The organism is Nicoliella spurrieriana (genome assembly GCF_023380205.1).
GTDB lineage: Bacteria > Bacillota > Bacilli > Lactobacillales > Lactobacillaceae > Nicoliella > Nicoliella spurrieriana.
In genome coordinates this window covers 906595-932258 of the sequence record NZ_CP093361.1, presented here as the reverse complement: position 1 = coordinate 932258, position 25664 = coordinate 906595, and the positions used below count along the sequence as shown (strand labels likewise).

The window sequence follows — 25664 nt, the reverse complement described above, 5'->3', positions numbered from 1 at the left end:
TTAGAAATGGGGATTTGCATATGAAACCAGGAACCAAGATCATCACCTTAGACAACGGTTATCATCTTTGGACCCACACCGAAGGGACCGGTCCAATTCACTTACTAGCACTGCACGGTGGCCCAGGCGGCAACCACGAATACTGGGAGGATACCGCTGCACAATTAAAAAAACAGGGCTTAGATGTCCAAGTCCACATGTACGACCAGTTAGGGTCATGGTACTCTGATACACCGGACTTTGACGATCCAGAAGTGGCCAAAAAGGTCCTAACTTATGATTACTTCTTAAACGAAGTCGATGAGGTGCGTCAAAAGCTGGGCATCGACCACTTCTACTTAATTGGTCAATCGTGGGGCGGTTTATTAGTCCAGCTCTACGCCCAACAATTTGGTCAACACCTCAAGGGGGCCATCATTTCATCCATGGTCGATGATATCGACGACTATACTAAGCATTTGAACCAGATTCGGGAGCGTGAATTTTCCGCCACTGAATTAGCATTCATGCAAAAGTGCGAGGCTGAAAATGACTACGCTAATGAGCGCTACCAAAAGGACGTTGACCAATTGAACCGTGGCTACATTGACCGGAAGCAGCCCCCTGCCATTTCTCACTTGGTCGACACTTCCAATCAGACCATTTACAACGCCTTTCAAGGTGATAATGAATTCGTGATTACCGGTAAATTGGGTGAATGGCATAATACTGACCATTTAAAGGATAACCACGTTCCGACCCTGGTCACATTTGGTGAACACGAATCAATGCCCATTGAGACCGGCAAACGGATGGCTAAAATGATTCCAAACGCCCAATTCGTTTCCACTCCAGAGGGTGGCCACCACCACATGATCGATAATGCACCGGTGTATTATAAGCACCTGGCTGACTTCATTCGCTCCGTTGAAGATGGCACGTTTAATCAATAATTAACATCCTAAAAAACGCCCGTTGTGCTAAAAATGCACAGCGGACGTTTTTATTTTCATTATAATGCAACGTAGCCAATTTGGTTGTTAATTTTAACTTGATACCAGTACTGACCATTCTTTGTAACCACTTTTAGAACCGGAGTGTTCTTCATGGTCTTCGCAGTTAGTTTGTATTGAGCGCCATTTGCCGTGGTATAAATCGGGGTCCCCTTCTTAAGGTTAAGCGTCTTAAGCCCCTTGGCAATTTTAGCAACTAATCGATTGGCCCATTTATTAAACCGGCCCTCCCGACTGATCAATTGATTCGTCGTACTAGAACCACGGAGTGCCGTGATGGCAATCTCATATTGCTTGTTCACCGCAGCAAGCGTTTTGCGGTAGCTCGCAGTATTTAACTGCCCCTGCCACGTCTTGGTCAACTCATCACGATAACTCTTCACCCGCTTTTGTGATTGCTGCTTTGCAGCATCAAACAAGGTGGTTTTATTATCAGCAGTTACCGTTTGTGAATTCACGTTGAACGTTGAGTACTTGACCGTTGCCCGATTCGAAAGGGTCATTTGGTACCCACTATTTTGCTTATAGCTAAGCGTCATGACCGTATACATCTTATGTTGGTCCGGTAAGTAGAGTTCGATTGAACTATTGTCAACGTATAGAACTGCATTCTTGGGGGTCGAATTCAAATTCACCGTGACCGTTTTGTTCATCGTCTTACTCATATCCCAATTTCTGGTCAACGTTAACTTATTCCCGGTCACACTAATTTGAACGTTATTCTTCGTCCCATCCTGTCTGGAGAGGGTCACCTTTTGATCCCCATTGAAGTTCAAAGCGACCTTATTATCAGTCCCGACCGCAAAATTGGTGTTCGGCTTCACGGTGTAGGTCCCGACCGCTTTTGAATTGGGCTCGATTGGGTCAACTAAGAAATCCCCATTTTGATAGGTAATCGTCCGGGGTAACGTATAGGTCCCAAAGTGATCAATATCGCGATAGTTAAATAGGTTCGGGGAATACGTCCAATTACCGAGCCAGGACATGGACACTAGCTTGTCAGAACTAAGGTTTGCGTAGTTGCCGGCAAAGCTATCGAAACCGTCATCTAATTTAGTGACCTTGGATTCAGGGGTCTTAACAAAGATGCCATCGGTATTAAACGCCCCCGTGATTACGTAGTTACCGCTCTTCGTCCCCTCAAAATCCTTACTGCCGGCAATGAAGAACATCATTGGTTGTCCGTTCAAGGTCTTAATCACCGGCATTTCAGAAACGTGATAGCCAGCTAAATCGATGGTGTCTTCCGGATGGAAGTCCCAGTTAATTCCATTGGGACTGGTCATTACGTACATCCGATCTTCCAGTCCCCCGGCAACGTAGGCAACGAAGTTTCCGTTACTTAAGCGCATCACGTACGGGTCCCTAAAATCATCCTCATTTTGAAGGGCTGGATATTGCTTGGGACTCATGACTGGATTGGGACTGTAGGGATGAAATTGACCATCATTATTACTATACGCCAAAAAGATACTTTGCCCGTTAGTAAAGTTGGTAAAGTAAGCTAGCTTCGCATCCGCTTGAATTTGATTGCCATATTGGTCCATTGAAAGCAGGCCATTATTATTAATAACGGTCCCAGAAGCAGCTGCCCCCCATGGAAGCCCATTGGTGTTGTTATCTGAAACCTGAAACGGGGTTCCATTGGTGCTGTTAACGTAGTACTTGTCCGGAATTGCTACGTTATTAATGCTAAACCGATTCGTGGTATCAAAGTCCCGAAACGTTTTAAAATCGGTCGTGACCATGTGCTTCCATTCGTATTGGACCCCTTGGAGCTTGGCCAGTGGTTGGGCTAGGTAGTAAATATCCCAATACTCGATCGAACCATCGGCAGCATAGTGGGGCGTTAGTGACTGAATGTCATTGGAATATCCATCGGAAGCGTTAAAATGGAAGTTCTGGTTCCAAGTCGGATCCACAATCGATGGATTACTAGCGGCAAAACTGTCCATCGTTTCAATTGTACGGTTATTTAATTCAGCGCTGGCGCTGGCATAGGAAATCGGTTTGCCATTAATCTGATCCACACTACTGACGCTACTAGCTGCCAACGTAGCCACTGCAGCACTACTAGCCACACTACTGACTTGGCTTGCCGAACTACTCTGACTCACATTTAAAGTGGCTGTTTGGGTCTTAGCAACAGTGGTATCACTAACGGTCGCAGAATCAGTGGTGGCCTGAGTGGTGGTAGTGGGCGCAGCAGTAGTTGCTTGGGTCGCTTGCGTTGGTTGCTGGTTGGTATCAGCACTTGCAACGTGCGTAAACGCACCCGCAGCTGCCAGGGTCGCTAAGATCGTGGTTGCATATACATATGGTTTTACGTTCGTTTTAATGAAATTTCGCTCCTTAATTGATACCCAACACTACTTTGGTTGGGCTCTTAAACTTAGTTTTTCAACATCAATGACCTTATCAACTAGGTTTTGGTAGAATGACGCCTCGTGACTAACGATGATCGCGTTCCCCGGAAACTTGTTAATGGCCCGTTTCAAAGCGTCCTTGGTCTCATCATCCAAGTGGTTCGTCGGTTCATCCATGATCAAGAAGTTGCTTGGTACAAATTCCATCATCGCCAACTTCACCTTGGTCTGTTCTCCCCCGGATAGGTCGTTCATTGGTTTGGCAACGTTATCGGGCCCAATCCCGCACTTAGCTAACTTAGTCCGGATTTCACGTTGTTCTAATTTGGGAAAGCGCTCTTGAACAATTTGCATCGGCGTCATTTGCGGATTGCTCCATACCAAGTCTTGACTAAAGTAGTTGACCTTTGCAGATGGTGAAAATTCAGCTTCCCCACCGAGTGGCTTCAGCATCCCCAAAATACTCTTGATCAACGTCGATTTCCCGACCCCGTTGAATCCCTGAAGCCCGATCTTTTGATCGGTGGTCACACTAAAGGTGACCGGTTGGAGCAGCGGCTTAGTATACCCCACTGAAAGGTGGTCCACTGACAATGCGTTTTGCGAACCGGTATCAACGTATGGAAAATCAAATTTAGCATGTTCGTTTGCCGAAGGCGGATCGACAATCTCCATGTGCGAAAGCTGCTTTTCCCGTGACTTCGCCATCTTGGACTTACTGCCGGCCTTGTTCTTGCGAATAAACGCCTTCGCCTTCTCAATTTCGACCTGTTGTTTTTCATAGGCCTTTTCCTGGGCCTTTTCACGTTCATCCTTTTGGCGCATTGCCTGCTTAAAACTCCCCCGGTACTTATGAATTTGGCCGAACGCCACGTTCAAAATACAGTTGGTGACCCGTTCTAAGAAGTCATAATCATGGGAAATTACGATGAACGAACCATCAAAATGATTCAAGTAGTCCACTAACCAATCAATGTGGGCAGTATCCAAGTAGTTCGTCGGTTCATCCAATAAAATAACCTCGGGACTTTCTAGGATCAACTTGGCCAAAATAATTTTAGACCGTTGGCCCCCACTCATCTTAGAGACCGGTTGGTCACGGCCAACATCATTTAGGCCGAGCCCGGTAATGACCTGTTCAATTTTGGTTTGAATATCATAAAAATCGTTGGCTTCCAATTGTTCTTGGATTCGCCCAGCCTTTTCGAGTAACTGATCATCCATATTAGTGGCATATTCTTCATATAATTGTGCCATTCGATCGTTCATTTCATAAAGGTTTTTATATGCGGTGTGGAGAAATTGGATCAACGTCATCCCGTCCGGAATGTCTGCGTATTGATCCAAATAACCGATACTGACCCCGTTTTGCCATTTAATTGAACCCGTCAGTGGTAGTTCAACACCGGTAATAATTTTGATTAGGGTACTTTTTCCAACCCCGTTTTGACCAACAATCCCCATGTGCTCTCCCTTATTGAGCTGGAAGTTTGCATCTTCGTAGAGGGTTTTGTCAGCAAAACTCATGCTCAAATCCTGAACATCAAGTAATGCCAAAGTAGTTCACTCCTTACTTATAGTTCGTCCATTTTACTTATTATATTGTAAACTTTTAGGGGGTAATTTACCACCACTTTCAAATTTTTCAGCTATGTTATAATATTCGTATTCAAAAGCTTAATTAAAGGAAGGCATTTAAAATGAAAATCAAAGATATCGACCACATTACCATCCCCGTTAGTGATTTAAAAGCGACGATGCGCTTTTATCACGAAGTTTTCGACCTACCAATTGCCACCATTAACGATGAGCAACTAACGATTCAAGTGGGCCACCAAAAAATTATCTTCGTATCCATGACGACTGCAAAACAGGCGTCAATGCAGGCCCCCACCCCGGGTGCAAATTGTATTTCGCTAATCGTCAAGGATTCACTGGATTACGTTACCAACCACCTGGCAAACTATGGCGTTGACATCGTCACGGGCCCTAAAGAAATCATGGGCAGTAATGGTAAAATGCAGGCCGTGACGGTTTATGATCCAGACCATAACTTAATCCAACTATGTGAAACTAAATAATGGGGGCGTTCGATGAACTATTTAGCAACCAAGGTGGGCCGCGGTTTTAAACTGATCGGCTTTATCTTAATTTATCAGCTTTCGGCATTATTCTTTAACTTCATTAACACCACTACCCCAGCTGCAACCACCAGGGCGTTACTAATTAATGGTACGATCGCATCCCTATTTACATTAGGGTTAGTGATCTGGCGTTACCACCGGCAATTAAGGCAAAATAACCCCTTTCATTTCCACCGTCATCCAATCACGCTTCGCTCCATCATCGAACTCGTTTTATTAATCGTGATCATGCTTATAATTCAATCCGTTTGGACGTGGACGATTACATCCCACCTCCTCTCCGAACCCGATAATCAAAAGACGGTTGAAGCGATGTTAAAACAATCGTTTCTCCTGAACTACATTTATGGTGGCATCATTGCCCCCATCTTTGAGGAGTACATTTTCCGCGGCATCTTTTTTAATTACTTTTTCAAGTTGACCCATGGCCGGTTAAGTCGCTTTTGTGGAATATTAGTCTGTGGTTTAGTATTCGGCTTTGCCCACACCCTCTCGTTCGATGGTAACTGGCTCTTTTATTCTGCACTTGGCTGGGTATTAGCATTTACCTACGTCCACTTTAAGGACATTAAATACAGTATCGCCATTCACATGTTCAACAACCTCATTTAGCAAATTTTAAATTAATTGAGCTTTTTTTAAGATTGTGAAATCAGTATTGGTTAACCCGATGAAAGCGCTTAACATCCCGCCAATGCTGATTTTTTAATTTGCAATTATTATTATATTTGATAGAATACTAAAAGACCGTGAAAGGAGAACTATGTCAAACAAAAATAAAAGTAAGAAAATTGGTTTATTTCAGATTGTAATGTTAGGTTTAAGTTCCATTATTGGTTCAGGATGGCTATTCGGTTCCTGGGAGGCTTCCAAAGTTGCCGGACCCGCAGCCATTATTTCCTGGGTAATTGGGGCGATCGTGATTGGTTCAATCGCGTTTAACTACGTTGAATTAGGAACGATGTTCCCAGAAAGTGGTGGAATGAGTAAGTATGCTCAGTATTCGCATGGATCCTTGCTAGGGTTCATCGCGGCGTGGGCAAACTGGGTATCCCTAGTTACTTTAATTCCAATTGAAGCCGTTGCTGCGGTTCAATACATGAGTTCATGGCCTTGGTCATGGGCAAACTGGACCCGCGGATTTTTAAGTAATGGCGAAATTACTAATGAGGGACTTTTAATTGTCTTTCTATTCATCTTGGTATTTACCCTCTTGAATTATTGGTCGGTTAATTTATTAGCCAACTTTACGAGTGTGATCTCGGTCTTTAAGTTAGTAATTCCAATGGTTACCATTATCATGTTATTACTTTCGGGCTTTACGCCACATAACTTTAATAATGCATCAATTGGTGGATTCATGCCCTACGGGAGTGCTTCCATCTTCGCAGCTACGACTGCATCCGGGATTATCTTCTCATATAATGCCTTCCAAGTGGTAATTAATATGGGTCGTGAAATCCAAAATCCAAAGAAAAATATTTCTAGAGGGATCGTAATCTCACTAGCAATTAGTACCGTGATTTACGTATTACTTCAATTTACGTTTATCGGTGCCATCGAACCAAATAACTTGGTTCACGGCTGGGAAGGGGTTAACTTTAACTCCCCATTTGCCGATATTGCCATCGGGTTAAACCTTTACTGGTTAACCGTCCTATTGTACGTTGATGCGTTCGTATCACCATTTGGGACCGGAGTGTCATTCGTTGCCCAAACTGGTCGGACATTGGCTGCAATGGTTTCAAACGAACACATGCCTAAATTCTTGGGTAAAATTAACAAACGCTGGGGAGTGCCCCGGGTTGCAATGGTTGCTAATATGATTATTTCAATTTTATTAGTGGCTTCGTTTAGAAGTTGGGCGACGCTAGCTAGTGTTATTTCCACTTCGACGTTAATTGCATACCTAACCGGTCCCGTGACCGTTGCTACGTTAAGAAGAATCGCCCCTAACTTCACGCGGCCAATTCGCTTGAAGTTATTGAATTTCATGGCCCCATTTGCCTTCGTAATGGCTAGTTTAGCTACTTACTGGGCCAAATGGCCAACCACTGTGCAAGTGATCCTAGTAATCCTATTAGGGCTTCCGTTCTACTTCTACTTCGAATGGAAGAGTCACTGGAAAGAAACGCGTAAGCAATTTATTTCTGCACTGTGGATGGTTGTGTACCTGATCTTCCTATCGGTAGTTTCATACCTAGGTAGTAAGCCATTCAATGGAATCAATGTGTTACCATATCCACTCGACTTCATTGTCATTATCGTAGTCGCATTGATTTTCTACTACTGGGGAATTTCCAGTTACAGTTTCCAAACTGATGACGATTTAGATAAAGCAAAAGAAGTAAATGATACGGTCGATGGTGAATTAAAATAATTCCTCACCATTAAATATATCAAAAGATGGTTAGCGTTGCTGCTAACCATCTTTTTTTACTTGACAATTAATTAATCAATATATTAGAATTAAGATAATCTTAAAACGTAGAAAGGAGAAGGATCCAATGAATCATTTGAAATTAGTTTCAGCAGCCATTCGTTGGCAAAGCCAGTCATAGTCGTTATCGCTTCTCAGATACGGCTTTCTTTTCCATGCAAAGGCGTATCTGGACTGGCTCTTTCTTCTCACAGATTTATTCAGCTCGTTCGGACCATCCTTACACCGTTCGAGGCTGACTCCATTAAAGGGTGCAATGCTTAGAACTAGCTAAGCGTTGCCCCTTTTTTGTTTGTTACTACGTTAATTTATTAAAGGAGAATTGATTATGAAACGAATGTACGCTCTGATCACCATCCTGGTGGTCTTTCTAGGATTTGCGTTCTTCCAGGAAAAGAATGCTAATCCCACTAATTCTGCAAATGGTGCCAAGGAACCCACGCTGGGCATCCTGCAATTAATGACCCACCCTTCACTAGACGCAATTCACGATGGGATTATCAAGGGGTTGAACGATAGCGGATTCCATCCTGGTAAGAATATCAAGATTGATTACCAAAATGCGCAAAATGACCAAAGTAACTTGAAGACCATGAGTACTAAATTCGCGAACGAAAACGCCACCGCATCGATTGGAATCACCACCCCATCAGCACAGGCGCTCGCTAGTACGATCCATAATAATCCAGTCATCTTGGGTGCGATTACCGACCCCGTTGGCGCTGGGTTAGTTAAGAACCTAAAGCATCCTGGTGGCCACATTACCGGGGTTGCAAATGGCTCACCACTGCAAAAGCAGTTGAACGTGATCAAGGCCTTTATGCCTAAGTTAAAGACGTTAGGGATTATCTATACCTCTAGTGATCCTTCATCGACTGCCCAGGCCAAGCAATTCGCCCAACTATGTAAAAAGGAAGGCATCAAGCTCAAAACATATACGATTGCTAACTCCAATGATTTAAACCAGGTTTCCAGTCAGATGGTGACCCAGGTACAGGCAGTTTACGTCCCTAATGATAACACGATTGCCGCAGCAATGGATACGTTGGTTAATAACGCTAACAAGCAAAACATTCCCGTCTTCCCATCAGTGGACTTCATGGTCAAATCAGGTGGGATTGCGACTTACGGAGTGGATCAATTCCAAATGGGCGTTACCATCGGTAAGATGACCGCTAAGATTCTCCGGGGCGAAAATCCAGCAACCACCCCCGTTAAGCGTTTCCAACAGGGTAAAATGATCGTTAACGTTAAACAGGCTAAGAAACTACACATGCAAATTCCGGCTTCAATCATGAAGGAAGCTGAAACGAAGGGAGAGGTCATCAAATGAGTTTAATTGTATCTGCTATCGGTCAAGGACTACTGTGGGGGGTTCTTGGAATCGGATTATTCCTTACTTTTAGAATTTTAGACTTCCCCGACATGACGGTTGAAGGAACCTTTCCAATGGGGGCTGCAATTGCTGCGGCCTTAATTGGCCGTGGTGTCTCACCAATCGTTGCCACCCTCTGTGCATTTATCGGGGGCGCAATTGCCGGTTTAATCACTGGATTGCTATACACTAAGGCCAAGATTCCGGTCTTACTTTCCGGAATCCTGGTAATGACGGCCGCCTACTCAGTTAACCTGAGAATTATGGGCGCTGCCAACCTCTCGCTCCTTGGCAAGGGCAACCTATTGAATGCTGGCATTTTCCAGGGATTACCCAACTACTTTAACAGTGTCTTCTTGGGATTAATCGTCATTACCATTGTTACGGTCGCGATTGCCTATTTCCTACAGACCGACCTCGGTCAGGCATTCATTGCCACTGGTGATAATGAAACCATGGCCCAATCGTTAGGGATCAATACCGATCGGATGAAGTGCCTCGGCGTCAGTGTTTCGAATGGTGTGATTGCAATGGGCGGGGCCCTAGTAGCCCAAAATAACGGTTATTCCGACGTCAACATGGGAATTGGAATCATCGTTGTCGCCCTCGCATCCATTATCATCGGTGAAGTCGTCTTTGGGAATTTAACCATGAACCAACGCTTAGTGGCTGTGACGCTGGGAAGTATCCTATATCGCTTCGTTCTTTTGATCGTGCTCCAACTAGGCTTTAACGCGAATGACTTAAACTTAATTTCATCAGTCATCTTGGCCCTATGCATGAGTTTACCAGCATTCCAAAGCAAATTTAACTTTAAACATATTTTGAAACGGGGGTTCGATCGAAATGAATAAACCACTTTTCCAATTAAAAGACGTTGTCAAAACGGTCCATCCAAATGGCGGACAACCACTGAACATCTTGGACCACGTTAATTTAGACATCCATTCCGGTGATTTTATCACCATCTTGGGTTCAAACGGTGCAGGTAAGTCCACCCTGTTCAATGCCATTGGTGGCAACCTCCCGATTACATCTGGTCACATCTTGCTCAACGGCAATGATATTACCAAAACATCGGTTACCAAGCGGACCCAGTTTTTAAGTCGGGTCTTTCAAGACCCCAAGTTAGGGACCGCTCCACGAATGACGGTTGCCGAAAACCTCCTCCTTGCTGAAAAGCGCGGCCAATCCCGCTTTCTAGTTCCCCGCCATTTAAAACGTGAAATGGCTAAGTATCAACAACTCACCAGTCAATTGCATAATCACCTTAGTGAGCGGTTAAACACCCCTACCGGCAACCTTTCCGGTGGTCAACGCCAAACGCTTAGTTTCTTAATGGCCACGATCAAAAAGCCGGAAATCCTATTGCTGGACGAACACACGGCAGCACTTGATCCAAATACTTCCAATGAATTAATGGCGTTGACTGAACAAACGATTAAGGAGCAACACCTAACGTGTTTGATGATTACCCATCACCTAGATGATGCATTGAAGTACGGCAATCGCCTCTTAGTATTAAACCAGGGACAAATTGAATATGACTTTAGTGGCTCTGAAAAACAAGCCATGACCAAACAAGATTTATACCAATTTTTTAACCCTGCTAATTAATTCCATCCATTTCAAAAACAGCTCGTATGTCAAAAATAGGCATTAGAGCTGTTTTTTGTTATAATATAAAGTAATGCTAAAGTTGGCATTCTTTTATGGAGGGATACATTTGAGTAAAGAAGAACCACAGTCGCGCGTAAAACGATACGACTTTAATACGGGTTCTAAACAACCTAATCAATCGCCCAAAAACTTTCGGGTCTGGCCCTGGATTTTAGGGTTAGTAATCGTAATTGGCCTCCTCGTCGGGGGAATCAAAGTTTTGACCAATCAACATGGCAATCAAGCTGAACAGCAATCCTCTGCAGTCAAGCAGAGCAGTAGCAATCATCATTCTAGCGCAAAAAAGACCAGTAGTTCTAGTAGCCAGAATAGCCAGTCTGGTAACAATGACACTACTAAGAGCGCTAGTAAAAATGAGCATCGTCCTAGTAGTGGTCCTAAACCATCGAACGGTAACGACGGATTTAGTACGCCGCGTCAATTTAGTTCCGTTGCTGATGCTACTAGCTGGGCTAAGGCGACCCAATCGAATTGGATTCAAGCCGGCTATAATAACTACACGATTACTTCCGATGGTCAGGGATATTACGTGTTAACATTTACTAAGTAAAATTAAAAGGGTCCGCGAATTTAAAATTCACGGACCCTTTTAATTTAGCTGATTAATAATTATTTAGCAATTTGATCCCATTGCTTGTTAACGCTTTCGGAACTAAATTCCTTAGCCTTAACCAATGAACCGTTGCTTAACTTCTTAAAGAGGTTATTGTCTAATAAAATGTCATCAATATGACGAGCTGCTTCACGAACGTTACCAGCAGGAACTAGGTAACCATTAACGTCGTTGTCAATGATGTTTCTAGGACCATAGTTAACATCGTAAGCAATTAGTGGCAAGCCATATTCAAGACCGTTAACTAATGACATACTCAATCCTTCACCGAATGAAGTTTGAATCATTACCTTAGCTTGGCTTAAAACCTTTTCCTTAGCTTCGCCGACTAGGTAACCCTTGAAGTCAACGTTACTTTCAATTCCTAGCTTCTTAACTAAGTTCAAGAGTTCTTGACGGTATTCTTCTGATTCGAAGTAACCAACAACATCCAAGTGAATGTTTGGAACTTGGTTCTTAGCAAAGCTAATCGTTTGAATTAATTGATCGATATGCTTGTCATGGAAAATCCGACCAACGTAAACAACGTTGTTATCACGGTCGTCTTCTAATGACTTCCGAATTTCAGCTTCTTGGTCTGCAAAGAGTGCAGTATCAAAGATTGCGTAAGTCTTGATTTCTGGGAAGAGCCGACTTAAATCATCTCGTTGTTGTGGAGTTGAAACGATTAGACCATCATAATCACCTAAGTGGTTGTGGAATAAAGTTTCAAGAATTGGGTATAACTTACCCTTAGCACTACCTGCTAAATTAGCATCAGTCGTTTGTTCGTTGTGTAAGAATTGGTACTTAGCAGCAACGTTTTGCACCTTAGCAACTACATCGGTCAAAGTAGGCCGATCGTTAACTAAGACGGTATTCTTAGGATCAGAAATTTCGTTTAAGAAGAATTCGAATAATTCATCTTCAGTGTTGAAACGATGATTACTACCCTTGTAGTTTAGTAACTTGAACATGGTTGGGTGAACTTGACCATTGATGTTCATGTGCGTAATTTCCATTACGGGTTGGCCATCGTAATCGTAAAGGATTTCGTGACCCACTTGACCATCTGGATGAAGGTATTGGGTCTTAGAACGGAATCCACGACCATCCCATACATCCCGGCTACTGGTGTTACCGAAGCGGTCGTAGAAATCAACCGTTCCAATTTCACCAACCGTAAGTGGGAAGATGTTTACTTGAGCAACTACCTTACCCTTTTGTTCGATGTATGATTTGTTGTTATCAACACCATCGATCTTGTATTCATTCTTATCAACCATGTCTGAATAACGAAGGTAAGCATGTTCGTGAGGAACGTCAGTTACTTTTTGGAAGTAATCGTACATGTTTAAAATGTCGTCATTCCCCAAACCATACTTTTCAATTTCTTGGTGCAATCCTTGATTGTAGTTTCTAGTAACAATCTTAGAATTGCGTTTGTTTCTCTTAAATAATTTTTGCCGATTCATTGCGGAAAATTCAGTTCCGGAATTGAACGTAAAAATATTTTCATTTACAAATAAAAACGTTTTAGTCATATCTATTCAGCCGCTCCTTAATCTAGTTTTTCGAGACCCTTTTCAATGTCAGGGTTCCATACTGCCATCTTGTGTTTCCAGCTCTTAGCAGCGTCGTCTAATAGTTCCTTCCAGTCTTTCCAAACGTTAGTTTCTGAGTAACGCTTTGAAAGTTCGTAGGCTTGATCAGACATCTTTTGTAATTGATCAGGATTGGTGAATAAATCAGTCATGTATTGACCCATCTTCTTGTAATCACCATAGTCAACGATATAACCGTTTTCACCATCAACAACTAATTCATTAGGACCGTAGTTAACATCGTAAGTAATTCCAACGTCACCTTCGGATTGAGCTTCCATCATGGCCAAGTTAAATCCTTCCATGACTGATGCTAAACCGTAGATTTGAGCATTCTTTTGAACGATGGAAACGTTGTTAACGTAACTGTGAATGTGCACAGCATCTTCCATGTGGTAATCCTTGATAGCTTCATTGATCCGCTTCATAGCGATATCATCGTTTGAGTGGTCAATGTATCCGTAAAGGTCAACGGTAACTTCTGGAACCGTCTTACGAGCAATTCCGGCAGCCCGAATCACCTTGTCCAATTGCTTTTCAGGTGCAATCCGGGCAGTGGCAATCACACTACCGAACTTCCGGTCCTTCATTGGAACCCGTGGTTCGTCGAAGTGCTTGTCAGGAATAACCCCAACTGGAATCGTGAACATTGCAGCCTTAGGTGCAAACCGGTATTCAACATCACGAGTTTGCTTATGAGTAGCAGAGATGATGGCATCGTAACGGTTAGCATCAGTCAAACTATATTCGTAGTTATTATTCATAATCGAAGTGTTTGGCTTTTGAGCATCCCCAGCATGGGAGTTGTGAAGATGCAATACAGTATATGCAGGTTCACGTAGTTCTGGTAATAATTCTTCGTATAAGTCAGAACGGTCCATGATAAAGATGTTTGGCTTAGTCTTACGAAGGTACTTGTGGTTGTTTGCGTTCAAGAATTCAAGAAGCACACCATCAATAGTATCGTATTGGCGAACAGTTCCCTTCCGATCGATGGTCTTCCAACCAGACTTGTCCATCTTACCTTGGGCGTTTAATCTGTAGAAGTCTTCGATTACAGGGCGACCGTCAACGCTGTACCAAGTTTCAGTAGCGATCTTGTTATCTGGAGTATACCATTGAACCATTGACTTGAATCCACGGTAATCGTAGAAGTCAACCCGGTACAAGTTAGCAAACCCATCAAAAAGTTCTACTGATTGAACGCGCTTGTCATCGGTAATGTCCTTACCAAAGCAGTTAACACGAGCAATGATTAACTTATCCTTAAATACAATTACCCGATTGTGTTCATCGTCATTTTGGTAAGTTAAGTCAGTTACCCCGAAATCAAGGTCTTCTGGTCTAACTACCGTTTCTTTAACATCTTCTGCTTCCTGGAAGAAATCAAACATGTTTAAGATTTCATCGTCATGGATTCCAACGTTGTTTAAATGGAAATGAAGAAGTGGATTCCATTCACGGAAGACTAGCTTATAAGCTTCCTTATTCTTACGGAAAAGAAACGCTCTTTTTAATTGAGCATGTTCGATTCCTGAATTTTTAGCGTTAAAGCTTGAGTTCATAAAAAAGTTCATAAAATTAATTACCTACCTTATGTAACGCTTATTTTTCAGTAACATAATACTGTCTGATGACTATTATATAATAAAATGCCGAATTAAAACAGGGATAATCAAGAAAATCTTCCGGACGTTAAGAAAGACTTTAAATTTACCTATAATTATTATCATGTATAATGGTACTAAAGAAGGGAGTTTTATTTATGAATATTAACGTTCCATTAACCAATGGGCACCTTGGCGATGCATACACTAAGCACGCAAATCCCGACCAAAAGATCGGTAGCGTCCCGTTTATTTCATTTCCAATTGAAATCAGTGCCGTTCCTGATAATACCAAATCCCTTTCATTAGTAATGCTCGATTGGGATTCAATCCCAGTATGTGGCTTTGCTTACATCCACTGGGTCGCTGCTAATATTGATCCCAAGACGACCAAGATCCCAGAAAACGCTAGCCACAATGATTCAGTGCCACTCGTGCACGGTAACAATAGTACGGCCGGCCCATTAGCAGGACCCCTAGATAAAACGATCAGTCAACGCTACTTAGGTCCGACCCCGCCTAACTGTGACCATGAATACACATTAACCATGTATGCACTAGACGAACAGCTAGCATTAAAGGATGGTTTTTGGCTCAACGAACTCAGAACGGCCATGAAGGGCCACATTATAGCCCAGGCCAGTGTTGAATTACCGGTATTAAAATAAAAATTAAAAGGATTGACTCCAAATGCATGGCATTTAAAGTCGATCCTTTTTTTACTGGGCTGCAACATCGTATGCCACATAACCCAAGTGCATCAATAGTTTATCAGCATCGTTTTTAAAATCCGCCACGAAGCTCTCAGCAGTTGAATGTTCCTCATGAATCACTTGGTTAGTAAGGTCAAAGACCTGCAATAAATTGGGTTTGACCAACCGGGCGGTGTCATAGTGCCCCTCTTCAGCTTCATCTAAATAAATTTGGAATAGGTTTTCCACCGTTTCACCGATGAATTGGTCTGGATCCACATGCTTACCCTCGTCTTCTAAGTCGATCAGCGCATGTTTAACTTCGCGCATGTTTTCAGGAACGTACTCACTCATTTCGCTCTCCCCTTCAAAATAATGGTTAACCAAATTATAACACGCGTTCCTTTATTTAATTTTTAATTTGATTGATAATAATATTAATAATAATGATAAAGGATGTGTTAATTTGAAAACGATTTCCGTTAGTGAAGCAAAAGCATTTGACCTATATACCATGCGTGACGTTGGCATCCCATCATTAGTCTTAATGGAACGGGCTGCATTAAAAAGCGTTGAGAACCTGGCCCAATTAAACTGGGACCTCACTCACATTCTAGTGGTGGCTGGATCCGGTAATAATGGCGGTGACGGCATTGCAGTGGCCCGGCTTCTTAAAATCCACGGATTTAACGTGCAACTGTTATTGGTCGGTAATCCGGAACACGCCTCAATTGAGCGGATTCAACAATTAAAGTTCGCCAACCACTATGGTGTCGAAGTGATTCAAGGGGGCATCCCAGATTGGAACGCCTATTCCGTCATTATTGATGCCATTTTTGGCATTGGCCTGTCACGTCCGGTCAGTGGCAACTACCAACAAGTTATCCAAAACATCAACGATAGCACGGCTAACACCCTAGCAATCGACGTCCCATCTGGATTTAGTCCCGAAACCGGCAGGGAGTTAGGCATCGCAGTCCACGCCAATGCGACCGCTACCTTTGCTTACGCTAAAAACGGCATGGATTCAACCACCGGGCAGGCGTTTTGCGGCCAATTATTCGTTGATGACATTGGCATCTACGATCCACAGGTCATTCAAAATCTACAAAATAAATAGGAGGCTTTCTAAAATGAAAGTTGGTATCATCGGTGCGGGACCGCGTGGTTTAATTACCCTTTCCCACCTCATTCGTAACTTCAAACAGACTGATTTAAAGACCCTCTCAATCGATCTTTTCGACCCCTTTCTACCTGGTGGCCAGGTCTGGCGGGTCGATCAGTCTAACCATCTGATCATGAACACGATTGCAACGGACCTTTCGCTTTCTGCAGCTAACGATTCGAACGGTTTGAACCTCTACCAATGGGCGCAAGTGGCTGCCATCCCGTTCATCAAAACCCACCACTATCCCGCTGCACTAATTCCATTGGTTGAACGCCTCGCCCCCAATAGCTATACCCCGCGGGTGTTATTAGGGGTGTATGCCCAGTGGTTCTACCAACAATTAATCGATCACTTACCAAATGGCGTCACGGTCAATTACCATCAAACGAGCGTGACCAACGTTATTCAAACGGGCCATCAATGGCAATTAAGCACTCATTGCACCACGATTACTGTCGATAACGTTGTCTTAAGCATTAACGCCAACGTGAACCAATTAACCACCACCGAGCAATCGCTAGCAGACTACGCCGCCCAAAACAACCTAAGCTATCAAGCGCCCGCCTATCCTGGCGACGTTGATGAATCCCACATTCAACCCCACCAACGGGTAATTATCCGTGGCTTGGGCCTTAGTTTCTTTGACGAGGTCATTAAAATGACCGAAGACCGTGGCGGCAAATTCATCCCGGATGCTAACGGCAAGTTAACGTATCAAGCATCCGGTAACGAACCCCAAATCTTTGCGGGATCAAGACGGGGCGTCCCGTACTACCCCAAGGCGATTGAATTAGATAACGGCTATCAATTCACCCCCCATTTCCTAACCCCCGAACGAATTGCAAGCAATCGGCAAAATGGTAAGCTTGCGGTGGCTAAGTTCCAACAACTGTTCCGGCATGAAATTGAATTGGTCTACTACCAATTAGTCCTAAAACAGCGTTATCCACAAACATCTATCGACCAATTCACTGCCCAGTTCGTAAATGATCCCGATGGTGCCGTTCAAGCCGGCCCGTTTCAGCCCAATGACTTGTTACGGTGGGAATTACTCCTAAACCCAGTGGCTGGGACCCCCATCACAACTACCGCTGACTATCAACACACCATTTTAAACTGGATGTATGCGGTCGCAGTGGATGCCGATGCTGGAATCGGCAATGGACCCCTGGGGTCTGCTCTATCAATCTATAAGGATGTACGGACCACGATTCGCGATTTAATTGCGAATGCTGATTTTACGGATTCAGACTACCTCACCCAATTTCTAACCAGCTTTAAACCTAATAGTCAATTTCTATCCAATGGGGCCCCCGTATTACGGTTCCATCAACTAATCGCCCTAATGGATGCTGGCATCGTTACTATTTTAGGCCCCCAAATGAACGTTATCGGTGCTAATCATAAATTCATTGCGATGTCCAAATACTACCCTAAGGAACCAGTATCTGCCGATGCATTGATTGAGGCCCGAATCCCACGGTTGAACTTTGCAACCACGCAAAGTGAAATTATTCGGGGGTTGATCGATAATCACATTGTCCAACCCGCAACGTTTAGCGATGCTAATGGCAACCCCATTCCACTCAATGCAATTAAAATCGATCCCGATACGGATCAAGTCATCACTGATGATGGCAGCGTCGGAAGTGGCTTGTATGTCTTTAGTACCCTAACGGAAGGTGTCCACTGGCTAACGACCGTCTTTCCAATGGTGGGCAGCGATGACAACCACCAAAGTGCTGAACAAATCAGCCGCCGGATCCTAGCAATTGCTCCGGATGCTAACAATTTAATGTAATCAAAAAGACGCTGTCGATATTAAATCGACAACGTCTTTTTGATAGGGTCAATCCACCGGATTAGTGGTAGTAAATAAACGAGTGGTCTGGGACTCTGATGATAACGTAATAACTTGCCCGATGCCCCACTCGCATCCCCAAGCCATTGACTAAGCCTGGTCTATACTTTGCATTAATGGTTTCGATCCAAGCTTTTTGGTACTTTTGATCTAACGATTTCATTCGATTGAAATTGGAATGATAGGTTTCCATTGGGTACGCCACTTTGTCATTTCCAGCAACGATGATCGACTCGTTGCTGGGAACTCGATACCGTTCTCCCTTTGTCAGGTAGGTATAATCATGCTTTGCTAAGCGATTCTTAGAATCGTAAACGTTCACGTAGTATGACTGGCGCCCGTTCGTGTCCAACACGATCGGCTTATAATTTTTCATAATTGAAACGTTACTGACAGCTCTACTTGGGTTCAAATAGACGCTGCCCATCAAAACGAGTGCAACTAACAAAAACGTTCCCTGCCCAATTAAAATCATCAAATGATGCTGTTTCGATTTACCATCTTGATTTAACAAAGCCCGTCGGTTTCGCTTTTTAATGGAGATGATCATCCAAATCAAATCGATTAAGATTACAATCCACATTAAAAGCCCAATCAAATTCCAGGCTGATGCCATAAGCAAGCTCCTTTAAAATAAAATAATACAACTGACCTCTTGCCCTATTGTACCTGGTTAATCAACAGATAACAAATTTTGCTATTTGGATAGCCACTGATCAATCGCATCGTATCCATCAACCGGCTCGGTTCCCATGATGGCATCGATGGGGTCGGTGCCTGCTTGCTGGGTAAGCATCACTACCGCTTGGTCGGGGAGTTCTAATTCAGTGCTCAACTGGTCGATTGCATTAGCATAGGATGCCTCAAATGCGGTAATCCAAAGCAAATGCTCGGATGCAACCGCCACTAAGCGCCCGTTAAAATGACTGTTAAAGGTCTGCGCTAGCGTTTGTAAGTCGCCATTAGCAAAGTAAAGACTCATTTGATACACCGTATCACCAACGAGGGTTAAATCACTCATCTGATAAAGCGATGGGTAAATTTGACTGAACGCTTGTGCAGCTGAATTGTCATCGTGAGCATCGGTATAGGCATTCATTTTTCCGGAAAGCACGACGTAGGCGGTGTTAAAATCGCGCTGGCCCTGCAACCACTGTAACGCATCCGTCCAAGTGTCATAATCAATGGGGATGTCCCCGGTCACGACCCGGTCGTTCACCGTTTGGGCACCCCCTTCACAAATCAGGGTTACCGGAGCCTGAATTCCCCGCAAAATTTGAATCAATTTGGCATACGGCAACACCGTCATAAAGCCCATCTGCACTCCTTGGGTGGCGAGTGCTGCTAATTGCTGATTCAATCGTGATTTATCAAGCTGGTCCGTTGCGGACAAAAACCCGTGGTCCAGGTCAGCTAAGAGTAACTTCTTCATCCAATTCATCCCCTCAAAATAAAAACCCACGATTAAAGTCGTGAGTTTGGTTTGGTATCATTATATCATTTTTGCAACTAGCTTGCTGTCCAATGATTATTCATTATAAATGGATGAATTCTTGTAAATATAGCGCATTAAGTCGCGTTGATCACTAAATTCGTATGGGTCATTGATCGTAACCGTGATGATTCGGTGCTTCCCAGGTAGTTGGCCGGTCCCGACAAAGCATAGTCCAGCAGCAGGGGTATATCCGGTCTTTAGCCCATCGACGTATAATTTAGGATCATAGAACGTCCGCCCCTTCAATAAATTATTATAATTATAGAGGTTTTGTCCAGCTACCTTAGCCGTGCCCAGCTTCGCATCATTGACTACCTGTGGATAATAGGTCAAGAGGTGTTGGGCAATTACAGCAAGCGCCTTGGCACTTACCATGTTCCCGGCAGTAGCCCCGCCGGTATACTTATAGCCATAGTGAACTAAATCGTTATTTTCTAAGCCGGATGCGGAGTTAAAGGTCGCATTCAGGTCCCATGCTTGGGCCTGTTTATTCATCATATCAATAAAATTGCCGTTCGAACCAGCGACCCATTGGCCCAGTGCAATCGCAGCATTGTTTGATGATTCAATTAGCGTTGCCCGGTACAATTGCCTTACGGTGTATTTCCGGCCGGCAACGAACTTAAAGCCCCCACCGATATTATTGTTATAACTCATCGAACGGAGTCCGGCATTTGAGGTATCAACGACTTGGTTCCAGCCGTTCGTCTCCTGGGCCTTTCTGACCACTAGGTAGAGGGTCATCAACTTCGCTATCGATGCCACCTTCATTTTTTTATTCGCATTCTTAGCGTAAATTACCTGCCCGTTAGTCGCATCGATTGCCATTGCAGCGGCGGCATGCTTCATTTTATAATTACCAGGAACAATGTTGTTCGTGGTAATCCCGGAAGCCCCATCATCATAATCGTAATTATAATTGTATGCGGCACTGGCACTAAACGTCTGGGGGGATACCGTTCCAAAGAACGAATTCACGGCTGGCGCCAACCCCACTCCAGCGGTGGTGGTCATTACAATCACCAGTTTCGTCAGATTCTTTTTTAAATTCATTTTATCAACCCTTCTTTTTATTACGGAAATCATAGTATTAACTTAACATCTTAGCAAATGATTAACAATTCATTTATGGCAAATGTAAACTAAGTGTTATCTAAGCATTTCGTTTGTAACATTTGACCTTGCATTTCATTTTAGATTACGTTACACTAATCAAGTTAAATAGATATAGAGATGTTTGGGGTGCTATTCGGCTGAGATAATACCCATTGAACCTGATCCAGTTAGTACTGGTGGAGGAAAACGTTTTCATTGATCAATGGTGTACATATCTAGGGGGACCCTCGTTTTGAGGGCCCCTTTTTCTATCTATTTAACCATGATCATTTATCTATTTTATTTGAAAGGAAGGATTTTCCATGTCCAAAAAATGGAGTCTTAGAAACATTATTTTAATTGCATTAATTGCCATCGTGTGTGGGGTCATCTTCTGGTTGACCAGTTTTATCTATAACGCCCTCACCTTAATTTTAACCCCAATCGGGTTAGCACCGGCCGCCAATGATATTTCATTGGGACTTTGGATCGTTGCTGGACCGCTTGCCGGGGCCATCTTTAAGATGCCCGGGGTCGCAATCTTCTCAGAAGTGGCCGGGGCAGTCGTTGAAATGTTCCTCGGTGACCAATGGGGCGTCATGAACGTGGTTTCCGGATTAATTCAAGGGGCCGGGGCCGAATTAGGGTTTGCCGTGACCGGCTACAAAAAGTACGGCCACTTCCAATTGTTCTTAGGGAGTCTGTTTACCACCATCATCACGTTTATCTGGGATTGGTTCAGAAACGGTTACAATGCCTATGGCATCGGGATGGTCATTATCTTGTTCATCATTCGCTTCATTTCGGTCTGGGTCTTCAGTGACCCCGTTTCAATGGCCATCACCAAGTTGTTGAAGCGTAGCCACGCAATTACAGCATAATCATCAAATGACTAAATAGGGATAAAGCACTTATGGAGCCTTGCTGATAAGTGCTTTATTTTTAACTAATAGAGAGGAAGTTATTAATGGCAGCCGTTACCGTCAGTCATTTTACGTTCACCTACCAAAATAGTGCCCACCCCGTCTTAGCCGACGTCAACCTAACCTTTACGGATGCGCACATCAGCCTGATTGCCGGACCGTCTGGAACCGGTAAGTCAACCCTTTTAAAATCAATTGCGGGACTCTATCCTGAATTTGCCAATGGTGAGTACACCGGTACGATTAAGATCGGTCCGAAGCCATTAGCTGAGATTCAGCCGACCGCTTTAAGTGGCGTCGTTTCAATGATGTTTCAAAATCCGAACCAACAATTTACGATGACCACCGTCAACGACGAACTCCAATTTGCTCTCGAAAACCGGCAAGTCGATCCGGAAGTAATCCCAGAACGGATTGATGCCGCCCTTCAATTTGTTAACATTCAAAAATTAAAGCACCGACACCTTAACGCGCTCTCCGGTGGTGAAAAACAAAAGGTGGCCCTTGCCATCATCATCGCAATGGATTCGGATGTCATCTTGTTGGATGAACCGTTCGCCAGCTTGGACCGCACTTCACGAGCCGATCTATTGCACCAGTTAGTCCGGTTACGCGACCAACGGGGCAAAACGATTATTTTAGTTGATCATGACCTGTCCGGGTACCAAGACGTCGTTGATGACTTCTTTTACTTAGAAGCCCACCAGTACCAAATTCAAAAGTTAACTAATGCCCAGGTCGAGCAACTATTGGTCCCGTTCGATCATGCTGATTTAAAGGCGGTCAAATTAGCACTGCCGACCCCAAATGAGCAGGCTGCATTGAACTTAACCGACTGTGAAATAAAGCAGGGGCAAGCCACGTTACTAAGGGCCCCTCAATTTCAATTTTACGCCCATCGGGTGACCCTGATTACCGGTGAGAACGGGATTGGAAAGTCAACGCTGTTCAAAGCAATGACCCGCTTATTTAAATACCAGGGATTAATTGCATACCACGGTCAAGATATTCAAAAGCTCCGTAAGAAAAAGTACCTTGCCAACGTTGCCCTCGTTTTTCAAGATGCTGAAATGCAATTTATTGACATTACGATGGAAGAAGAGCTCGCCCTATCGGTTAAAAACGCAAGTAACCATCATTACACGCAAGATGATATCAACGCAATGCTAACGGCCTTACACCTTGACGGGCACGAACAACAGGTGGTCTACACGCTTAGCGAGGGGCAAAAAAAGAAGCTCCAAATTATTGAAATGTTGATCATGGGGACCGATGTCTTATTAATGGACGAACCGTTCAAGGGCCTCGATATCAATTCATTAGCAGTCATCGTCCAAATGTTACAAACGGCTAGCCAACGCTTTCACCAGACCATCATCATTATCAGTCATCAGTTGAGCGGCTTAGAAACCCTATTTGACTACCACGTTGAATTTAAAAATCAACAACTAACGTATCGGGGGGCCCTACTATGAACCCAGCAATCAAATTATTAATGACCATTATCATTGGGATCGAAATTTCATTCGTCCAAAACATTCCAGTCAACCTGTGCATCATCGCGGTCTGTCTTACTTATTTATTACTCAAACGGGTCGCATTCAAATCATTACTGTACCTGTTTTTATACCCCATCATTCCAGCCACCGGACTGTTGGTCTCACAGGTCTTCTATGGAACCCAGGGCCCAGAAATTGGGTGGGTCCTTTTTACCCGGTTATTTACCTATATCTGGTTGGGAGCCACATTTACCATGACTACCAACATCAAGGACCTGGCATTCACCCTCGAACAAAATTTTAAATTACCATCCAAATTTGCATACGGGGTCTTGACGGCGTTCAACCTGGTCCCACGGATTATCATCGAGGTCCAAACGATTCGCCATGCCGCCTTAATGCGGGGGGTCACAATGCAATTGTGGTCGCCTAAGTTATATTTCAAGGCCATCTTAGCAGCCATCAACTGGTCAAGTGACCTCTCTCAGGCCATGATTTCACACGGCTTTGTTGAGGACGCCCCGCGGACCCACGTGGTCAAAACGGCCGTCAAATGGACCGATTTTGCAAGTTGCGCCCTTTGGTTAATTTTGGTGCAGGTCCCGATCTTTATATTCTGAAATCAGGCATGGACCTTTTAATTCAGGCCTGGTTATAATATAATTAAGTTAATCAACCACTTCAGGAGGCAGATTATGACTAATGGAATTAGTACCATTTCAAAGGAAATTATTGATTTCCAAAAGGACACGGCTTGGCCAGATACCCAGTTAGCTTTCAATCTCCACATTAGCGTTGAACGGCTTCACGACATCAAGTCGATGGAAAAGCAACCCACCAACGAAGAAAAAGAGTTAATTGAAAACTTCATTGAAAACAATCAAGATAATTTTACTAAGTAAAAAACCAGCCATTGGGCTGGTTTTTTTATTAATGATTTTGATTTTTAGCAAAGTTCAGTCCATCATCGACCAAAAAGGCCTCGAGATAGCCAAATGCTAACTCACCGATATCATTGAACGCCACCGCTTGTTTAGCATCTAATTCGGTATAGTCAAGATCAACGGGTTGGAAATGGACTTGCTTGGTAATCGGAGTCATATCGACCGGATACCCTAATTGCCCCTCGGCATTCCGGGAAGCAATCCGCACTAATTGATGGAGGTTAATGGCCTGTTCCAATAACGCATCTAATACGTCCGCGCCCATATCAAATTCACGTTCATCATTTAAGACCGGCTCTAAGAACGTATCCGCCTGCCGGTTCTCTTGATTAAAGCGCTTAATCAACCGCAGGTAATCGGAATCGATAAACAAGCGTGCGACCATGGTGTTTCTCATCAACACGTAGCCACCAAACTGCCCACTCATCGTGACCAGGTTAAAGATGACGTACTCGTAATTATAATTGACGACGTAGCCAATGTAGTAATACCCATTATTCGCAGCCGATTCAATTTCGAATAACCGGTGGGTGGCCTTAGAATCGGCAAACAGGTCCAAAATGTGCGGATCATCGCCAGCTACTTCGACCTGGTCGACGGAATCACCAAACAATAACTGCCGATTCTTGGTCAGCATTGTTAGTTCCTTCCCCAGAAATTCAATCGTCGTAATTTCGGCAATTTGAATCGTAGTTTTGTGGTGACTACTAAAATCAGTCTTATCCACCGTTATTAATTCAACCGCTTCGCTACTGACGACCTGATTTACAAGTCCCTTGTAACTCTGTGGCACTCCATGGGGTTGTTCAACGGTCACCATGACCATCTGCCCCTCTACGTAGGAACGGCCCAAAATTTCCAAGCGAATGTTTGCCAATTTGTTAATCGGCATCAGGTTCGTTTCAGCAATTTCTTTAAAATGGTAGTGCTTAGCAATATCCATCCGGCGCTTCATAAGCTGTAGATCCTGGCTATTATCCACTTCCACATCGTAGACGACCATCAGGTCTAAATAAACCATCCCATCCGGCATTCCCCACTCGTCGTAGGTCCTAAGCACTAATTCCTCACTGTTTTCATCCAGTAGGTATACATATCCAGTAAAAATGATGTCATCAACGCGATAGACGTTCACAACTGCACCGCGATTGTACGCAGCTTTTAAATTATTAATTACAATTCCCATT

At 43.7% G+C, this 25664-nt stretch carries 24 protein-coding genes and 1 riboswitch; of the genes, 15 read left to right on the top strand and 9 right to left on the bottom strand.

Going from position 1 to position 25664, the window contains the following annotated elements:
- Positions 1-20: 20 nt before the first annotated feature.
- Positions 21-932, top strand: coding sequence for a proline iminopeptidase-family hydrolase (locus MOO44_RS05120; protein WP_260116110.1), 912 nt, complete (start codon positions 21-23; stop codon positions 930-932).
- 59 nt (positions 933-991) lie between these two features.
- Here MOO44_RS05120 and MOO44_RS05115 read toward each other — a convergent pair whose 3' ends face one another.
- Entirely contained in the window at positions 992-3109 is a 2118-nt protein-coding gene (locus MOO44_RS05115; RefSeq protein WP_260116109.1) for a glycoside hydrolase family 32 protein, read from the bottom strand.
- Between the two features lie 252 nt (positions 3110-3361).
- Positions 3362-4915: an ABC-F family ATP-binding cassette domain-containing protein gene (locus MOO44_RS05110; protein WP_260116108.1), complete on the bottom strand. Its 1554-nt coding sequence runs from the start codon at positions 4913-4915 to the stop codon at positions 3362-3364.
- 143 nt (positions 4916-5058) lie between these two features.
- Here MOO44_RS05110 and MOO44_RS05105 point away from each other — a divergent pair, with 143 nt between their 5' ends.
- The 7 genes from MOO44_RS05105 to MOO44_RS05075 all read left to right on the top strand — a co-directional run bounded on the left by MOO44_RS05105 (position 5059) and on the right by MOO44_RS05075 (position 11547).
- Complete coding sequence (locus MOO44_RS05105; RefSeq protein ID WP_260116107.1) at positions 5059-5439, top strand: VOC family protein; 381 nt, start codon at positions 5059-5061, stop codon at positions 5437-5439.
- Positions 5440-5451: 12 nt separating this feature from the next.
- Complete coding sequence (locus tag MOO44_RS05100; protein WP_260116106.1) at positions 5452-6114, top strand: CPBP family intramembrane glutamic endopeptidase; 663 nt, start codon at positions 5452-5454, stop codon at positions 6112-6114.
- Between the two features lie 151 nt (positions 6115-6265).
- On the top strand, positions 6266-7882 hold the full coding sequence (locus tag MOO44_RS05095; RefSeq protein ID WP_260116105.1) for an APC family permease: 1617 nt from the start codon (positions 6266-6268) through the stop codon (positions 7880-7882).
- A gap of 388 nt (positions 7883-8270) precedes the next feature.
- On the top strand, positions 8271-9275 hold the full coding sequence (gene trpX, locus MOO44_RS05090) for a tryptophan ABC transporter substrate-binding protein (RefSeq protein ID WP_260116104.1): 1005 nt from the start codon (positions 8271-8273) through the stop codon (positions 9273-9275).
- Positions 9272-10171 (top strand): ABC transporter permease, encoded by a 900-nt coding sequence (locus tag MOO44_RS05085; protein ID WP_260116103.1) that lies wholly within the window; start codon positions 9272-9274, stop codon positions 10169-10171. The genes trpX and MOO44_RS05085 overlap by 4 nt, the downstream gene beginning before the upstream one ends.
- Positions 10164-10934 carry an ABC transporter ATP-binding protein gene (locus MOO44_RS05080; protein ID WP_260116102.1) on the top strand — a complete coding sequence of 257 codons (771 nt, stop codon included), beginning with the start codon at positions 10164-10166 and terminating at the stop codon, positions 10932-10934. Before MOO44_RS05085 ends, MOO44_RS05080 begins: the two co-directional genes overlap by 8 nt.
- A gap of 109 nt (positions 10935-11043) precedes the next feature.
- Positions 11044-11547 carry a hypothetical protein gene (locus MOO44_RS05075; protein WP_260116101.1) on the top strand — a complete coding sequence of 168 codons (504 nt, stop codon included), beginning with the start codon at positions 11044-11046 and terminating at the stop codon, positions 11545-11547.
- Positions 11548-11606: 59 nt separating this feature from the next.
- Here MOO44_RS05075 and MOO44_RS05070 read toward each other — a convergent pair whose 3' ends face one another.
- Together MOO44_RS05070 and MOO44_RS05065 are read right to left on the bottom strand one after the other, a co-directional pair.
- The gene (locus MOO44_RS05070; protein ID WP_260116100.1) at positions 11607-13133 is read right to left on the bottom strand and encodes a glycosyltransferase; all 1527 of its coding nucleotides are present in this window, start codon (positions 13131-13133) and stop codon (positions 11607-11609) included.
- Positions 13134-13150: 17 nt separating this feature from the next.
- Positions 13151-14770, bottom strand: a complete 1620-nt coding sequence (locus MOO44_RS05065) for a glycosyltransferase (RefSeq protein ID WP_260116099.1) — start codon at positions 14768-14770, stop codon at positions 13151-13153.
- A gap of 188 nt (positions 14771-14958) precedes the next feature.
- Here MOO44_RS05065 and MOO44_RS05060 point away from each other — a divergent pair, with 188 nt between their 5' ends.
- Positions 14959-15468 (top strand): YbhB/YbcL family Raf kinase inhibitor-like protein, encoded by a 510-nt coding sequence (locus tag MOO44_RS05060; RefSeq protein WP_260116098.1) that lies wholly within the window; start codon positions 14959-14961, stop codon positions 15466-15468.
- Positions 15469-15519: 51 nt separating this feature from the next.
- Here the strand turns inward: MOO44_RS05060 and MOO44_RS05055 are convergent, their stop codons facing one another.
- Positions 15520-15846 (bottom strand): hypothetical protein, encoded by a 327-nt coding sequence (locus MOO44_RS05055; RefSeq protein ID WP_260116097.1) that lies wholly within the window; start codon positions 15844-15846, stop codon positions 15520-15522.
- A gap of 112 nt (positions 15847-15958) precedes the next feature.
- On the opposite strand from MOO44_RS05055, the gene MOO44_RS05050 reads away from it, so the two are divergent.
- A complete protein-coding gene (locus MOO44_RS05050; RefSeq protein ID WP_260116096.1) occupies positions 15959-16612 on the top strand; it encodes an NAD(P)H-hydrate epimerase in 654 nt (217 codons plus the stop codon).
- Between the two features lie 13 nt (positions 16613-16625).
- Positions 16626-18461, top strand: coding sequence for an FAD/NAD(P)-binding protein (locus MOO44_RS05045; protein WP_260116095.1), 1836 nt, complete (start codon positions 16626-16628; stop codon positions 18459-18461).
- A 61-nt stretch (positions 18462-18522) separates the two neighbouring features.
- Here the strand turns inward: MOO44_RS05045 and MOO44_RS05040 are convergent, their stop codons facing one another.
- The 3 genes from MOO44_RS05040 to MOO44_RS05030 all read right to left on the bottom strand — a co-directional run bounded on the left by MOO44_RS05040 (position 18523) and on the right by MOO44_RS05030 (position 21069).
- Complete coding sequence (locus tag MOO44_RS05040) at positions 18523-19137, bottom strand: LVIS_2131 family protein (RefSeq protein WP_260116094.1); 615 nt, start codon at positions 19135-19137, stop codon at positions 18523-18525.
- Between the two features lie 81 nt (positions 19138-19218).
- Positions 19219-19953 carry an HAD hydrolase family protein gene (locus MOO44_RS05035; protein ID WP_260116093.1) on the bottom strand — a complete coding sequence of 245 codons (735 nt, stop codon included), beginning with the start codon at positions 19951-19953 and terminating at the stop codon, positions 19219-19221.
- A 96-nt stretch (positions 19954-20049) separates the two neighbouring features.
- A complete protein-coding gene (locus tag MOO44_RS05030) occupies positions 20050-21069 on the bottom strand; it encodes a serine hydrolase (RefSeq protein WP_260116092.1) in 1020 nt (339 codons plus the stop codon).
- Positions 21070-21244: 175 nt separating this feature from the next.
- Positions 21245-21334: riboswitch (TPP riboswitch) on the top strand.
- Between the two features lie 100 nt (positions 21335-21434).
- Between MOO44_RS05030 and MOO44_RS05025 the strand changes: the two genes are divergently transcribed.
- From MOO44_RS05025 to MOO44_RS05010, 4 genes are all read left to right on the top strand, one after another.
- A complete protein-coding gene (locus MOO44_RS05025) occupies positions 21435-21992 on the top strand; it encodes an ECF transporter S component (protein WP_260116091.1) in 558 nt (185 codons plus the stop codon).
- Between the two features lie 86 nt (positions 21993-22078).
- On the top strand, positions 22079-23509 hold the full coding sequence (locus tag MOO44_RS05020; protein WP_260116090.1) for an ABC transporter ATP-binding protein: 1431 nt from the start codon (positions 22079-22081) through the stop codon (positions 23507-23509).
- Positions 23506-24153: an energy-coupling factor transporter transmembrane component T family protein gene (locus MOO44_RS05015; protein WP_260116089.1), complete on the top strand. Its 648-nt coding sequence runs from the start codon at positions 23506-23508 to the stop codon at positions 24151-24153. Before MOO44_RS05020 ends, MOO44_RS05015 begins: the two co-directional genes overlap by 4 nt.
- A gap of 75 nt (positions 24154-24228) precedes the next feature.
- Positions 24229-24435: an LBP_cg2779 family protein gene (locus tag MOO44_RS05010; RefSeq protein ID WP_260116088.1), complete on the top strand. Its 207-nt coding sequence runs from the start codon at positions 24229-24231 to the stop codon at positions 24433-24435.
- A gap of 28 nt (positions 24436-24463) precedes the next feature.
- Here the strand turns inward: MOO44_RS05010 and MOO44_RS05005 are convergent, their stop codons facing one another.
- The gene (locus MOO44_RS05005) at positions 24464-25663 is read right to left on the bottom strand and encodes a hypothetical protein (RefSeq protein WP_260116087.1); all 1200 of its coding nucleotides are present in this window, start codon (positions 25661-25663) and stop codon (positions 24464-24466) included.
- Between the last annotated feature and the right edge of the window lies 1 nt (position 25664).